We start from the raw sequence: 13,950 nt of genomic DNA, 5'->3' as shown, positions 1-13,950 counted from the left end.
GGTTTACTCCTTTGCGGCCAGGGCCTGGGGCCAGGGCCAAGGAGGGATGGCCCCTCGGAAGCCGAGCTTCTGCGCCGCGGCTCGGTTGGCCCGGGCCCCGGCCTCCTCCGGGCTGAGGCCCAAGAGCAGCCCGTGCAGAAAGACTCCGTTCCAGGCATCCCCGGCCCCGGTGGTGTCGCGTATGGCCCCGGTGGGGCTGGGGGGAAGGCGGTGAATCCGGCCCTCCCAGGCCAGCCAGGCCCCCTCGGGGCCAGCCTTAAGGGCCACCCGGAAGCCCTGGGAGGCGAGGGCCTGCAGGGCCTCTGGGGGGCTTTTCCCCTCTAGGGCCAGCGCCGGCAGGTCGGCCGGGTGGCTGGGCAGCAGTAGGTCCACGTAGGGCTTTAGCTCGCTCCAGGCGGTTTGGGCGGCCTCGAGCCCGCCCCTAGGAGCCCAGAGCCGGGGGCGGTAGTTGGGGTCAAAGGCCACCAGGAGGCCGGCCCCTCGAGCCAGCCGGGCGGCCTCTAAGCAGGTGGCCTGGGCGGTTTCCGAGAGGGCCTGGGTGATGCCGGAGAGCAGCAAAACCCGGCCTTGGCGTAGGTACGCGGGGTCTAGAGCCGCGGGGCTGAGCCGTGATGCGGCGCTGCCCGCCCGTCGGTAGGTAAACTCCCGCTCCCCATTGGCCTGTAGGCTGATGAAGTAGACCCCGTTCTCCCCCTCCACCAAAGGTGCGTGCCGGGTGTCTACCCCTTCGGCCTGCCAGGAGGAAAGCAGGCCCGGCCCAAAGGGGTCCTGCCCCACCCGGCTGATGAAGCCTACCCGGGCCCCCAGCCGGGCCGCAGCGATTAGGGCGTTGAGCACGTCGCCGCCGTAGGAACGGCGCAGGTGGGTGGCCTGGCTCAGGGGCTCCTCGGCGGAGAGCTCTACCATGGCCTCGCCGATGCCGATGATGTCTAAGGTCTTCACACCACCCCTCCGGCCTCGTCTAGGGCGGCCCTCGCCGCGGCCTCCACCGCCTCCCAGCGGCCCTCGGCTAGGGCCTGACGGGGAAATAGGTTGGAGCCCAGCCCCACCGCCAGGGCCCCGGCCTGCAGGTAACGGGGCACCTCGCTGGGCCTGACCCCCCCGGTGACCATGGCCTTGAGCCCGGGGAAGGGTCCAAGAAGGTCTTGGAGGTAGACCGCCCCGCCCACCGCGCCGATGGGAAAAAGCTTAATAAGGCTGGCGCCCAGCCGCAGGGCCCGGTGTACCTCGGTGGGGGTGAGCACACCGGGTAGGTAGGGAACCTGGGCTTCCCGGCTTAGCTCGAGGAGGTCCTCGCCTAGGTGGGGGCTTACCAAGAAGCGGGCCCCAGCCTCCAAGGCGGCCTCTCCTTCGGCCCGGGTGAGGAGGGTGCCGGCCCCCAGCAGGATGGGTAGCCCCCGGAGTTCCTGCAGGGCCTCGGTGGCGCCGGGGGTGGTGAAGGCCACCTCTAACACCCGCAGCCCGGCCCGGATGGCCGCTCGAGCCGCTTCTACCGCGATTTCCGCGCTTTGGGCCCGCAGGATGCCCATTATGCGGGCCTGGCGTAGCTCTTCCTCAAACGATGCTGCTGACCTTGGGTTCTGCATAGCACCACCTTTCAACGGGCCAACCAGCCTCCATCCACCACCAGCAGGTGTCCGTGTACATAGTCGGAGGCGGGGGCGGCCAGGAACAAGGCAGCCCCCACCAGGTCCTCGGGACTGCCCCACCGCCCGGCGGGGATGCGCTCTAGAATCTGCCGGGCCCGTTCAGGGTCGTCCCGTAGGGCCTGGGTGTTGTCGGTGGTGATGTAGCCGGGGGCGATGGCGTTCACGTTCACCCCTGAGGCCGCCCACTCGTTGGCCAGGGCCTTGGTCAGGCCGGCCACCGCGTGCTTGGCTGCGGCGTAGGCCGGTACCCGGATTCCTCCCTGGAAGGAGAGCAGCGAGGCGATGTTGATGATTTTGCCCCGGCCTCGAGCCAGCATCCGAACCCCGACGGCTTGGGAGAGCCGCCACAGGGCGTTCAGGTTGAGCTCCAAGACCGCTTCCCAGTCCGCTGGGCTGTAGGCCTCGGCGGGGGCCCGCCGGATAATGCCGGCGTTGTTGACCAGGATGTCCACTGGGCCCAAAGCAGCCTCGGCAGCCTCTACCACCCGCAAAGCTGCTTCTGGTTGGTTCAGGTCGGCCCATATGGGCGCAAAGCGCCGCCCAAAGCCTTCTATGGCCTCACCCACCGCCTTTGGGTCGGTGTGAGCGGTGACCACCGCCACGTCGGCCCCGGCCTGGGCCAGCCCTAAGGCGATGGCCCGGCCGATGCCGGTAGCCCCGCCGGTGACCAGGGCTACCCTGCCCTGCAGGGAAAAGAGCTGGGTTAGGTAGTTTGTGGGAGGTGTGGGCCTCATGGGTCAGAACATCCCCACTGTCTTCTGCACCCAGCCAACCTCTGGGTCAAGCCGCACCCCCTGGGTGCGCCCCTCTCCCGCCAGGAACCACAGGTAGTAGCTGGTGTAGCCGGGGGCCCCCACGTAGGTGTGGTAGCCGTGGGGGATGGCCAGTAGGGTTTCGTCGCGGACGGTGTAGGTTTGGTCGTAGCCACGCTCGGGGCTGTAGTGCCGCACCAGGCCGAAGCCCTCGGGGCTGCTCAGGCGGAAGTAGTACATCTCTTCGTGGAAGACCTCGCCGCCCTCCTCTACCTCGTGCTTGTGGGGAGGGTAGGTGCTCCAGTTGCCGCTGGGGGTGATGGTTTCGCCCACGATGAGGCGGCTTGCGGGCAGGCCGTTGGGCTGTACCAGGATTTCGCGGAACTGGCGGCTGAAGTTGAGGGTGCCCCACTGACCGGTGCGCACCTGCTCGGGGCGGATTTCGTAGGGTTCGGTTTTTAGGTCGCTGGGGGCAGAGGGCAGGGCGGCCTCGAGCCGGCTCAGGGCCTCCACCCGATAGCGCACCCCCCGGGGAAGGTAGACGCTGTGGGGCAGCCCAGCGAAGACGTTGGGCCGGCCCCCCACAGGGGCGAAGACCTTGTCCTCCACCTGCACCCGGGCCTGGCCAGAGAGCACCACCAGCAGCGCCTCCCGGTCACCGGTCTCCCCTTGATGCTGTTGGTGGGGCTCGAGGTTGAGCTTGGCGAAGGCCAGCAGCTTGCAGCTTTGGTCGGGCAAGGGGTGGTATCCGGGGCCTTTGGGAAGGGTGTGGAAGTAGCGCATCGTCACCTCGTGGGCGTGGGCAACAAGTAGCCGTACTCGCGGAGGGTTCTCTCCGCTGCAGCCTCGTACTGCTCAAAGCGAAGGTTCCTGAGGCCGTCCAAGAACTGACGCCAGGTGGTGTCGTTGATGGGCCGCTGCCCCAGCACAAACTGCACCAGGTTCTCCGCGACGTAGCGTTCGATGTCGGCTTGGTTGGGGGCGGCCTTCACCGCCACATCGCCGGTGCGGTTAATCCAGTTGCCCTGAGCCTGGGCTTTTTCCATAAGCTGGTACATCACGAACTTGCGCCCGGCCACGGTGATCTCGGGGTAGCGCCCGCGCATCTCAATAGGGTTGGCGTTGAAGGCCAGCCAGCGCATCTGGGTATAGCTGCCTCGCACGCTGATGGGAACCTGGGTGTTCACCGTGGGCACGTTGTTGACGAGGATGTAGTCCTGCCCTTTGCGGCCCCAGCCCAGCAGGTAGTAGCCCTCCCCGCTGTGGGCCCATTCCAGGAAGCGGGCGATGGCCGCATCCTTTCCGCTGTCCATGGCCCGCTTGGAGACCACAAAGAGCCAGCCCGCCGAGGAATAGGTGCCCATGGAGCTCTTGCCCTCAGGGCCCTTGGGTGGGGCGAGCATGATTAGCTCGGCGTTGGGGTTGTTGGCGTAGAAGTTTTGCAGCCCGGCCTGTAGCCCACCTACGCTCTCGAAGAACATGCCGTAGCGGCCTTGTTGCCAGCGGGTGCGCAGGTCGGCCCGGCGCAGCGTGGCCCAGTCGGGGTCTATCACCTTGGCCTCCACCAGGCGGCGGATGAACTCGGTGGCCCGCCGGAAGTTGGGGTCGCGCAGGTTGGCGGCGAAGGCCCTGGGGTCGTAGTTCCAGGTGCCGGCCACACCGTAGGCGCCGTAGACCCACTGGAAGTGGTTGCCCAGACCAAGGCCTGGCAGGATGCCGGCGGTATCGTAATCAATCACCCCGCCGAAGCCGTAGGTGTCGTTGCGGCCGTTTCCATCAGGGTCGCGTTCGGTAAAGGCCTTGGCCACCTGAAAGAACTCCTCCAGCGTGCTGGGGGGTTGCAGGCCCAGCCTGTCCAGCCAGTCCTTGCGCACCCAGATGGCGTACTGACGGCTTAGGGTGACCCGTTCCTGGAGGCCGTAAATCTGGTCGCGCACGCTCACCAGGCGGTTACGCCGGGGGTCGGAGTAGCGCACCTGGGTGCGGCGGGGCATCTGAGGGAATAGCTTGTTCACTGGGGCGAGCTGGCCTTGTTGTAACAGCCGGTCAAAGAGGGCTAGGCTGCGCACCTCAAAGAGGTCGGGCAGGTCGTTGGCGGCGGCCAGGGCCCCCAGCCGGTTGTCGCCATCGGCCCCGGTGGGCAGCATGGTGAACTTGAGGTTGATGCCCAGTTTGTCCCGCAGAATCTGGTAGACCTCCCAGTTTGGCGGCGGGGCAGGGGCCTCGGGGTTGGCCGCGTACAGCGCCACGTGCAGCTCGGTGGGGCCCTGGGCCTTAGCAGCAAGGGTGGCCAGAACCGCAGCCAACAGCAGGAGCTTTGGACCTTTGCGCATAGCTTCCTCCTTACTATTCCTTCACGCTGCCGATGAGCACCCCTTTGGTGAAGTGGCGCTGGAGCCAGGGGTAGACCAAAAGCATCGGCAGCGTGATAAGGACAACGGAGGCCATCTTCAGGGCCTCGGCTGGGGCAGCCTGGGCCGCGCTGCCCTCCACGTACTCGGCGACGTTGAGCCCGGTGAGGATGTCCCGCAACACCACCGGCAGGGGCATCAGGTTGCGGTCGGAGAGGAAGAGGATGGGTTCGAAGAAGTTGTTCCAATTGGCCACACCATAGAAAAGCCCGATGGTGAGCAGGGCGGGTTTGGAAAGGGGCAGCACCACGTGCCACAGCACCTGGAAGTCGCTGGCCCCGTCTATGCGGGCGGCCTCCTCGAGGCTCTCGGGGATACTCTGGAAGAAGGTCTTCAAGACCAAAAGGTTGTAGACGCTGATGGCCCCATTGAGCAGGATGGCCCAGTAGGTGTTGAGCAGCCCCAGGTCTTTGACCACCAGGAAAGTGGGGATAAGCCCGGCGTTGAAGAGGAAGGTGAACAGGATCAGGCCCACGATCAGCCCCCGGCCTGGGAGGTCGCGTCGGGAGAGGGGGTAGGCGGCCAACACGGTCAGGCTTAGGCTGATGAACACTCCGCCCACGGTCAGGATTACGCTGTTTAGCAGGGCCCGCCAGATGGAGGGCTGGCCTACGAGCTGGGCATAGGCCTCAAACGACCACTTCCAAGGAGGCAGCCATAGGCTAGGCCTTTCGCCAAAGGGGAGGAGGGAGACCATCACCACGTACCACATTGGCACCAGGGTGATGACCAGCACCAGGACCAAGAAGGCGTCCACGCTCCACTCAAACCACCGGTCGCTTCGGGAAAGTATCTTGCGGGCCATGGTTCTCCCTCAGTAAAGGCTGTTGCCCGTCCAGCGCCGGGCCAGGTGGTTGGCCAGCACGATGAGCACTAGCCCAATCGCCCCTTTGAACAGGCCCACCGCGGTGGCCAGGCTGAACTGGAAGTTCAGGATTCCCTGGCGGTAGACCCAGGTGTCAATGATGTCCCCCACGCTGTAGACGGGGAGCGAGTAGAGCACGAAGATTTGGTGGAAGCCGGCGTCCAGGATGCTGCCGATTTTGAGGAGCAGCACCAGCACCAATACCCCGGTCAGACCCGGCAAAGAGATGTAGCGCACCTGTTGCCAGCGTGAGGCTCCGTCTATAGCCGCGGCCTCGTAGAGGGCTGGGTTGATGGAGAGAAGGGCGGCTAGGAACAGGACGGCGCTCCAGCCGGTCTCCTTCCACACCTCGGAGAGCACCACCACCGGTTGGAAGGTCTGCACCGAGGTGAGGAAGGGGATAGGCTCCAGCCCAAAGGCCTGTAGGAACTGGTTTAGAAGGCCGTCGCTCGGTGAGAGCACCGCCAGCAGGATGCCGTAGACGATGACCCAGGAGAGGAAGTGGGGCAGGAAGCTCACGGTCTGCACCAGCCGGGAGAGGAAGCGCCGGCTGGTCTCGTGCAGCGCGATGGCTAAGAGGACCGCTGGGGGGATACCGGCTACGATTTTGGCCACGCTGATAACCAGGGTGTTGCGCAGGAGCTGTTCAAAGTAGTAGGAGTTGAAGAAGTCGTAAAAGTGTTGCAAACCCACCCAGGGGCTGCCCCAGACCCCCAGGACCGGCTGGAAGTCGCGGAAGGCGATCTGGGCGTTCCAAAGAGGCCAGTAGCGGAAGACCAAGAAGTAGAGGAGCCCCGGAAGCAACATCAGGTAAAGCCCTCGGTACCGCCAAAGCCTTTGCCCCAAGGTCCTCATGGCCACCTCCTGGGCGCGGGGCCGCTGGAGGCCCGCACCACCAGCCGGCTGGGAAACTCAATCAGGGTATCCCGCACCGTTTGGCCGGCTCGAGCCTTCAAGAAAAGGTCCACCGCGGCCTGGGCCATGGCCTGGATGGGGTGGGCCACGCTGGTCAGGCTGGGATGGGCGTGGGCTGCGGCCGGGATGTCGTCAAAGCCCACCACCGAGAGGTCCTCGGGCACCCGCAGGCCTTTGGCCCGGGCCGCGTCAATCACCCCAAAAGCGGTCAGGTCGCTGGCGGCAAAAATGGCGGTGGGCGGATCGGGCAGGCTCAGCAGCTCCAGGCCGGCCTCAAAGCCGCGCCTTTGGGTGAAGTCCCCCGGGCGTACCAGGGCCTCGTCCCACAGCCCGGCCGCCACCATGCAGGCCTGGTAGGCCCGGTAGCGTTCGGCGGCCTGGCTCGAGTGGGCCGCTCCGGTTACAAAGCCGATGCGCCGGTGCCCCAGCGAGAGCAGGTGCTCTACCGCGGCGAGCGAGCCTTGAAAGCTGTCCGCCCGCACCACCGGCAGGTGGGTGCTGGCGCCAAAATGGTTGATAAGCACCACCGGGGCCCGGCTCCGCTCCAAATCGGCTAGGAACCCTGCTGCCCCAATCGGTACCACAATGATTAGCCCATCAGCCAGGCCCCCCAGCAGCGCCCCTACCCGCTCCCGTTCCCGCTTGGGATCGCGCGAGGTGGTGAAGAGGGCCAGGTCGTAGCCCTGCCGGCTGGCTGCGTCGGCCGCGGCCCGGGCCACTTCGGCAAAGTAGGGGCTTATGAGCTCTGGGATGACCATCCCCAGAATCTGGGTGGGCCGCCCCCGCAGGCTTCGGGCGGCGGTGTTGGCTACGTAACCGAGTTGGCGAGCGGCCTCCAGCACGCGCTTCCGGGTGTCCTCAGAGATGCGCCCGGTGTTGTTGAGCACCTTGGAAACGGTGACCTTTGAGACCCCCGCGAGGCGGGCCACGTGCTCTAGGGTAACGTTACTATCTGGCATTTTTATTTCCCTTTTCTATGGGTAAAAAATTTTGAGTTATCGTTAACTCAAACTCTAAGCCTCCCACCCCGGCTTGTCAAGCCTGCTAGACTGCGGTTATGCGCGAGCGCATCCTGGCGCGGATTCGCCGGGCGCTGGAGCACCGCCCCCGGCTCGAGCTGCCCCCTTCCTTAGAGCCGGCCTCCCTGGCCCCGGCTGAGGCCCGGGCCCTCTTTCTAAGGCGGCTAGAAGAGAACGGAGCCGAGGCGGTGGTGCTGGAGAGCCTCGAGGCTGCCCAGGCGTGGTTGGCCGGCTTCGCCCAGACCTTTGAGGGGGTGGCTTTGGGGGAGGGGCTCCCTGCTGCGCTCCGCCCTGCCCTCCCGCTTCGTCCGCCGGAGGAGGCCCCCCTGGGGGTCTCCTGGGCCCTAGGGGCGGTGGCCGAGACGGGCACGGTGGTCCTGGGCAGCCGGGAGGGGCGCCGGGTTCAGCTTCTGCCCCCTACCCATCTGGTTTTTGTCCCGGGGAGTCGGGTCTACGCCACGCTTTACGAGGCCCTTCTGTCCTTGTCCCACCGGCCCTCGGCCCTAGCCCTCCACTCAGGGCCCAGCAAGTCTGCGGACATCGGGCAGATCATGGTCAAGGGGGTGCACGGGCCGGGGCGCCTGGTGGTGGCCCTGGTGGACCAATCCCCATCTGATTTACAGACGCCCGAGGCTCCCCAGGCTAAACTGGAGCAATGAGCAAGGCCCGGACCTTAGGCGAGCTGAGGCGCACTTACCCGCTGGAGAAACTTCGCCGCAGCGTCAAGGACGAGGCGCGGGAGAACCTCATCGCCAAGCTCCGCTCCGGCGAGCGGGTTTTTCCCGGCATCCACGGCTACGACGACACGGTCATCCCCGGCCTGATCAACGCCATCCTGGCGCGGCACAACTTCATCCTGCTGGGCCTGCGGGGCCAGGCCAAAAGCCGCATCCTGCGCCAGCTCACCGACCTTCTGGACGAGGAGATTCCGGCTTTGCCCACCGAGCTTCGCGACAACCCCCTGGCCCCCCTATCGGCCGAGGCCAAGCGGCTCCTGGAAGAGGCGGGGGAGGATGCCCCCATCGTCTGGGTTCCTCGTTCCGAGCGGTATGTGGAGAAGCTGGCTACCCCCGACACCACCGTGGCCGACATCTTGGGCGATATAGACCCCATCAAGGCGGCCCGGCGGGGCAGCGGGCTTTCCGACCTGGAGGCGGTTCACTACGGGCTTTTACCCAGGGCCAACCGGGGCATCTTCGCCATAAACGAGGTGGCCGACCTGGCCCCTAAGGTGCAGGTGGCGCTTTTCAACATCCTTCAGGAAGGGGATGTGCAGATACGGGGTTACCCTGTGCGCCTTGCGCTGGACGTCTGGCTCACCTTTACCGCCAACCCCCAGGACTACACCGCCCGTGGGAAGATTGTCACCCCCCTCAAGGACCGCATCGGCTCGGAGATTCGTACCCACTACCCGCGCACCCTGGAGGAGGGCCTGGCCATCACCCGTCAGGAGGCCTGGGTCGCCCGCGAGGAGGGCATATACGTGCCGGCCTACGTGGCGGAAGCCTCGGAGGCGGTGGCCTTTGTGGCCCGGGAGGACAAGCGGGTGGACAAGACCTCGGGGGTCTCCCAGCGCCTGTCCATAAGCCTCTTGGAGCTGGTGGTCTCCAACGCTGAGCGCCGGGCCCTGCGCTTTGGCGAGCGGCCGGTGGCCCGGCCCCTTGACCTCTACGCTGCTTTGCCAGCGATTACCGGAAAGATAGAGCTCGAGTACGAGGGTGAGCTCCAGGGGGCCGAGCGGGTGGCCAAAGACCTCCTGCTGAGGGCCTTTGGCATGGTTTATGGGGAGCGCGCACGAGGCTTGGCCACCGATGAGATCGTGCAGTACTTCTCTGAAGGCCATCTGCTAACCCTGCCCGAGGCCGGGGCCAAGGAGGTGCTCGGGGAGATGGAGAAGGTACCAGGGCTGCTGGCCGCAGCCCGGAAGCTGGAGCCGCAGGCCACCCCAGAGGCCCTGGTGGCGGCGGCTGAGTTCATCCTGGAGGGCCTGGCGGGCCGGCGCAAGATTGCCCGAGGAGAGGAGAGCTACAGCGCCCCCTTGGAGCGGGGGGAGCGTTGGGGCAGTGGGAATTGAGGAGGAGCCATGCGCGTCCGTTACTCCAAGTACGAGCCCGGCTTTGACGACCTCAGCGGGGCCGACCTGATGGAGATGATCCAGGACTTCCTGATGGATTCGGGCTTTTCCGACCCCTACAACCGCTACCAGCCCGACCCCAACCGGGGCCCCACCCTGGAGGACCTCTACGACGCGCTTTTGCAGGCCCTGCTGGAGCAGGACCGCATCCCCGAGGAGTGGCTGCGGGAGGCCCGGTTCGCCAACCGCAAGGAGGAGACCCGGCTTTACCGGGAGATACAGAAGCTCATCCAGCGCCTGCAGGACGAGGGTTACATCCGGCTTCCCGGGACTGATCCCAGCCAGCCGGGCCAGGGCTACCAGGGCCAGGCCCAGGAAGCCCGGCTCGAGCTCACCAACAAATCGGTGGACTTCCTGGGTATGAAGAGCCTGCGGGCCCTGCTCGGTGCTCTGGGGAAGAATGCCCCAGGGGCCCACCCCACTCGGCACTACGCCCCAGGGGTAGAGTCCAGCGGCGAGACCAAACCCTACGAGTTCGGCGACCAGCCCAACCTGCACATCGGGGAAACCCTAAAAAACCTGGTCATGAAGGGCCTGGACAACCTGGGGCCGGAGGACCTGGTGGTTGAGCTCTCCGAGTACACCGCGGCCATGAACACGGTGGTGTTGCTCGACTGCTCCCACTCCATGATCCTCTACGGGGAGGACCGCTTTACCCCGGCCAAGCGGGTGGCGCTGGGCCTGGCCCACCTTATCCGTACCCAGTACCCGGGCGACCAGGTGCGCTTCGGCATCTTTCACGACAGCGCCGAGGAAGTCCCCCTGGGCCGGCTTCCCACGGTGCAGGTGGGGCCCTACCACACCAACACCGCTGAGGGGCTGAGGCTGGCCCGCAAGATGCTGCGCAAGATGAGCGGAGAGATGAAGCAGATCATCATGATCACCGACGGGAAGCCCTCCGCCCTTACCCTGCCCTCGGGGCAGATATACAAGAACGCCTGGGGGCTTGACCCCGTCATCCTGGCCGAAACCCTCAAGGAGGCCACCCTGGCCCGTAAGGAGGGCATTCCCATCCACACCTTTATGCTGGCCCGGGAGCCGGAGCTTCTGGCCTTTGTCAAGAAGATCACCCAGATCACCCGGGGAAAGGCCTACCTAACCACCCCGGCCAACATTGGCAAGTACGTCTTGATGGACTTTTTGAACCGCAAGGTGAGCCGCAACTAGCCGAGGGTGCGGGCAATGGCAGGTAGGTAGCCGGAGCCAAAGAGATGGAGGTGGAGCAAAAGGTAGTAGAGCTGGTACCGGGGCAGCGCGGCCTCCACCTCTGGGGGGATGGGGTAGTGGGCCTGGTAGTGCTCCCAGAATTCCCGGGGAAAGCCGCCGAAGAGCCGCATCATCGCTAGGTCAACCCCGCGCTCACCCCACCAGGCCGAAGGGTCCAGCAGGGCCGGGCCTTCCTCTGCGTGCAGCACGTTGCCATGCCAGAGGTCGCCGTGGATGAGCACTGGGCCTTCCTGGGGTAGAGGGGTCTTCAAGCTGGCCTCTACCCGGGGCTCGAGCCCCTCGAGCCTCCCCCAGGTGGCCTCCAGCAGGGGCTGCATCCGTTTTTCTGCCCAGAAGCGGGCCCAGTCGTCCGAGGTGCCTCCTGGAAGGGCGAACCGGCCCAGATAGGCTGGGACCGGACTGCCGTAGGTGGGGGCTTTGTGGCGGTGCAGGCGGGCCAGCATCTCAGCCAAAGCGGGCCAGTCGGGCTTCCCGGGGGGTAGGTAGGCCAGCACCAGCCCCTCCTCCCCCGCCCAAAGGACCTCTGGCGTCCGCACCTCGGCCCCTCGCAGCGCCTGCAGGCCCCGGGCCTCGGCTAGAAAAAGGCCCGCGGGCGGGTTTGGGCAGGTCTTGACCACGTAGGGGCCGGCCCGCCAGACCCGGCCTGTGTCCCCCCCTGGGAGGGGCCGCGCGGGGTGTTGTGGGAGCCGGGCCAGGCGCAGGATTTCAGCGGGGCGCATGGGTGTTCAAGAAGACCTCCAGGGCCTCGTCCAGCATCCGGTAGACCTGCTCAAAGGCCTCCATCCCGCTGTAGTAGGGGTCGGGCACCTCTCCCCCGCCGTTTAGCTCCAGAATTAGCCGGGCCTTGCCTTTGTGCTCGGGGAACATGCGCTCGAGGGTGCGCAGGTTGTCGTGGTCCATCACGAAGATGTGGTCAAAGCGCTCCAGGTCCTCGGCCCGGACCTTGCGGGCGGTGTGGGGGAAGAGGGCACCGTGCTTGACCAGGACCTCTTCGGTGCGCGGGTCGGCGGGCTCGCCCTGGTGCCAGCCGCCGGTGCCGCAGGAGTCCACCTCGAACTGCCCTTCCAGGCCGCGCTCGCGCAGCTTTTTGCGCAGAATGCCCTCGGCCATGGGGCTGCGGCAGATGTTGCCCATGCAGATGAAGAGCACCCGTTTCATAGCTTCACAATCACGCCCTCGTGGGGCCGGAGCTCGAGCACGCCCCCCACCTTTTCATACCGGTCCAGGTGGGTTGAGAGGAGGATTTCCCCTCCTGGTGTGGAGAGCCTCTTGGCTTCCCCGGTGAAGTTCAGCGCCACCAGCACCTCGCCTCCCCGCAGGTAGGCAAAGACCCCTGGGGGGGCCTTGTAGGCCTGGTAGTCCCCATGGAGAAGGGCCTGGGTCTCCCGTCGCACCACCAGCAGGGTGCGCACCAGGGTCAGCATGGAGAAGGGGTCGGCATCCTGGGCCTCCACGTTGCGCTCGGGGTAGTCGGGGTTGATGGGCAGCCAGGGCTCCACCGTGCTGAAACCCGCGTAGGCGTGAGGCGTCCACTGCATGGGGGTACGCTCGGGGTCGCGGCCTGGGTCGAGGCCGTGCTCGCCGGCGGCCCCGCGCTGGCGCAGGGCGGCGGGGTCTTGCACCTTTTCGGGTGGGATCAGCCCATCCACCATGCCGATCTCGTCGCCGTAGTACCAGGTCGGCGAGCCCCGCAGGGTAAAGAGCATCATCGCGGCTACGCGGGCCTGGTCGTGCCCGATGCGGCTGGCCAGGCGGTGCTGGTCGTGGTTGCCCAGTACCCAGTTGGGGGTGGCGAAGGGGGGCAGACTCTGCTCGTACTCCTCCACGATGGCCCGGATGTTCTGGGCCGTCCAGTTGGAAAGCCCCCTAAAAATCAGGTGGAAGTTGAAAGGCAGGTGGCAGCCGGGCTTCTCTGCGGTGCCGTAGTAGGGGATAAGTTGCTCGTAGGGCAGGTAGATTTCCCCCACCATCACCCGGTCTCCCGGATACTCGTCCAGCACCTTGCGCATCTCCTGGACAATCTCGCGGGTCTCGGGCTGGTCTTCCTGGTAGATGTGAATATGGCGGAAGCGGTCTACCTGGCCGGGTTGGTACAGGGGGTTCTCGGGCTCATCGCGGAAGAGGGCATCCTCTACCAGGAGCCACAGCACGTCTACTCTAAAGCCGTCCACCCCCCTATCCAGCCAGAAGCGCATCACGTCGTACATGGCCCTCCGCACCTCGGGGTTGCGCCAGTTGAGGTCGGGTTGCTCGGGCAGAAACTGGTGCAGGTAGTACTGGCCGGTTTTTTCGTCCAACGTCCAGGAGGGCCCGCCAAAGTAGGACATCCAGTTGTTGGGGGGGCCGCCATCGGGGGCCGGGTCGCGCCAGACGTACCAGTCGCGCTTGGGATTGTCGCGCGAGGAGCGGGACTCCAAGAACCAGGGGTGCTGGTCGGAGGTGTGGTTGGGTACGAAATCAATGAGCACCTTCAGCCCCAGCCGGTGAGCCTCGGCCAGGAGGTCGTCAAAGTCCTTCAGAGTGCCGAAGATGGGGTCTACATCGCAGTAGTCGGCCACGTCGTAGCCGAAGTCCTTCATGGGGCTTTTGTAGAAGGGCGAGAGCCAGATGGCATCAAAGCCCAGGTCGCGGATGTAGCCGAGTCGCTTGCGGATGCCCGGCAGGTCGCCTACCCCATCGCCGTTTGAGTCCTGGAAGCTGCGGGGGTAAATCTGATAGATGCTTGCGGTTCTCCACCATTCCATAAGTCTCCTAGGGGCGTTGGATAAGCCAGAGCCGCTCGTAGGGCCGCAGGTAGGCCGGGGCTGGGGCCTCGGTAATCCGGTCAAAGGGTTGGACGATGCCCTCCTGGCGCAGGGCCTCAAAGGGGAAGGGTTGTTCCTCTTCGCTGAAGTTGTACACCTGTACCAAAGGGCCTAAGGGGTGTTCCCGCTTTAGGAGCAGGAGGTGGGGGTTGGCCTGCCAGAGGGGCCGGGTGG

General features: G+C 65.9%; 14 protein-coding genes and 1 pseudogene. 3 read left to right on the top strand and 12 right to left on the bottom strand.

Features of this window, described 5'->3' with window-relative positions; genetic code table 11:
- Positions 1 to 3: 3 nt before the first annotated feature.
- From Mlute_RS03030 to Mlute_RS02995, 8 genes are read right to left on the bottom strand one after another with little or no spacing between them, the layout of a single operon-like run.
- Positions 4 to 942: a sugar kinase gene (locus tag Mlute_RS03030; RefSeq protein ID WP_119359279.1), complete on the bottom strand. Its 939-nt coding sequence runs from the start codon at positions 940 to 942 to the stop codon at positions 4 to 6.
- Complete coding sequence (locus tag Mlute_RS03025; RefSeq protein ID WP_119359278.1) at positions 939 to 1,586, bottom strand: bifunctional 4-hydroxy-2-oxoglutarate aldolase/2-dehydro-3-deoxy-phosphogluconate aldolase; 648 nt, start codon at positions 1,584 to 1,586, stop codon at positions 939 to 941. The genes Mlute_RS03030 and Mlute_RS03025 overlap by 4 nt, the downstream gene beginning before the upstream one ends.
- An 11-nt stretch (positions 1,587 to 1,597) precedes the next feature.
- Positions 1,598 to 2,383, bottom strand: coding sequence for a 2-dehydro-3-deoxy-D-gluconate 5-dehydrogenase KduD (gene kduD / locus Mlute_RS03020; RefSeq protein ID WP_119359277.1), 786 nt, complete (start codon positions 2,381 to 2,383; stop codon positions 1,598 to 1,600).
- Between the two features lie 3 nt (positions 2,384 to 2,386).
- Positions 2,387 to 3,184: a 5-deoxy-glucuronate isomerase gene (iolB, locus tag Mlute_RS03015; protein ID WP_119359276.1), complete on the bottom strand. Its 798-nt coding sequence runs from the start codon at positions 3,182 to 3,184 to the stop codon at positions 2,387 to 2,389.
- A 2-nt stretch (positions 3,185 to 3,186) separates the two neighbouring features.
- A complete protein-coding gene (locus Mlute_RS03010; protein WP_119359275.1) occupies positions 3,187 to 4,734 on the bottom strand; it encodes an extracellular solute-binding protein in 1,548 nt (515 codons plus the stop codon).
- A 13-nt stretch (positions 4,735 to 4,747) separates the two neighbouring features.
- Positions 4,748 to 5,617: a carbohydrate ABC transporter permease gene (locus tag Mlute_RS03005; RefSeq protein WP_119359274.1), complete on the bottom strand. Its 870-nt coding sequence runs from the start codon at positions 5,615 to 5,617 to the stop codon at positions 4,748 to 4,750.
- Between the two features lie 9 nt (positions 5,618 to 5,626).
- On the bottom strand, positions 5,627 to 6,532 hold the full coding sequence (locus tag Mlute_RS03000; RefSeq protein WP_119359273.1) for an ABC transporter permease: 906 nt from the start codon (positions 6,530 to 6,532) through the stop codon (positions 5,627 to 5,629).
- Positions 6,529 to 7,551, bottom strand: a complete 1,023-nt coding sequence (locus Mlute_RS02995) for a LacI family DNA-binding transcriptional regulator (protein ID WP_119359272.1) — start codon at positions 7,549 to 7,551, stop codon at positions 6,529 to 6,531. Before Mlute_RS02995 ends, Mlute_RS03000 begins: the two co-directional genes overlap by 4 nt.
- Positions 7,552 to 7,649: 98 nt before the next feature.
- Here Mlute_RS02995 and Mlute_RS02990 point away from each other — a divergent pair, with 98 nt between their 5' ends.
- The 3 genes from Mlute_RS02990 to Mlute_RS02980 are packed head-to-tail and all read left to right on the top strand — an operon-like array spanning position 7,650 to position 10,912.
- Complete coding sequence (locus Mlute_RS02990) at positions 7,650 to 8,270, top strand: LutC/YkgG family protein (RefSeq protein WP_119359271.1); 621 nt, start codon at positions 7,650 to 7,652, stop codon at positions 8,268 to 8,270.
- Positions 8,267 to 9,685, top strand: coding sequence for a sigma 54-interacting transcriptional regulator (locus tag Mlute_RS02985; RefSeq protein ID WP_119359270.1), 1,419 nt, complete (start codon positions 8,267 to 8,269; stop codon positions 9,683 to 9,685). Before Mlute_RS02990 ends, Mlute_RS02985 begins: the two co-directional genes overlap by 4 nt.
- 9 nt (positions 9,686 to 9,694) lie before the next feature.
- Positions 9,695 to 10,912: a vWA domain-containing protein gene (locus Mlute_RS02980; RefSeq protein ID WP_119359269.1), complete on the top strand. Its 1,218-nt coding sequence runs from the start codon at positions 9,695 to 9,697 to the stop codon at positions 10,910 to 10,912.
- Here the strand turns inward: Mlute_RS02980 and Mlute_RS02975 are convergent.
- From Mlute_RS02975 to Mlute_RS02960, 4 genes and pseudogenes are all read right to left on the bottom strand, one after another.
- Positions 10,909 to 11,691, bottom strand: coding sequence for a fructosamine kinase family protein (locus Mlute_RS02975; protein ID WP_119359268.1), 783 nt, complete (start codon positions 11,689 to 11,691; stop codon positions 10,909 to 10,911). The genes Mlute_RS02980 and Mlute_RS02975 overlap by 4 nt on opposite strands.
- Entirely contained in the window at positions 11,678 to 12,130 is a 453-nt protein-coding gene (locus Mlute_RS02970) for a low molecular weight protein-tyrosine-phosphatase (protein WP_245958833.1), read from the bottom strand. Before Mlute_RS02970 ends, Mlute_RS02975 begins: the two co-directional genes overlap by 14 nt.
- Entirely contained in the window at positions 12,127 to 13,716 is a 1,590-nt protein-coding gene (locus Mlute_RS02965) for an alpha-amylase family glycosyl hydrolase (RefSeq protein ID WP_119359267.1), read from the bottom strand. Before Mlute_RS02965 ends, Mlute_RS02970 begins: the two co-directional genes overlap by 4 nt.
- A 7-nt stretch (positions 13,717 to 13,723) precedes the next feature.
- Positions 13,724 to 13,950: pseudogene (locus Mlute_RS02960) on the bottom strand (alpha-amylase); the annotation flags it as partial.

Origin of the sequence: Meiothermus luteus (assembly GCF_003574085.1) — a bacterium.
Lineage (GTDB): Bacteria > Deinococcota > Deinococci > Deinococcales > Thermaceae > Meiothermus > Meiothermus luteus.
Note: the sequence above shows the minus strand (reverse complement) of the source record. Positions and strands in the feature narration are given on the sequence as shown.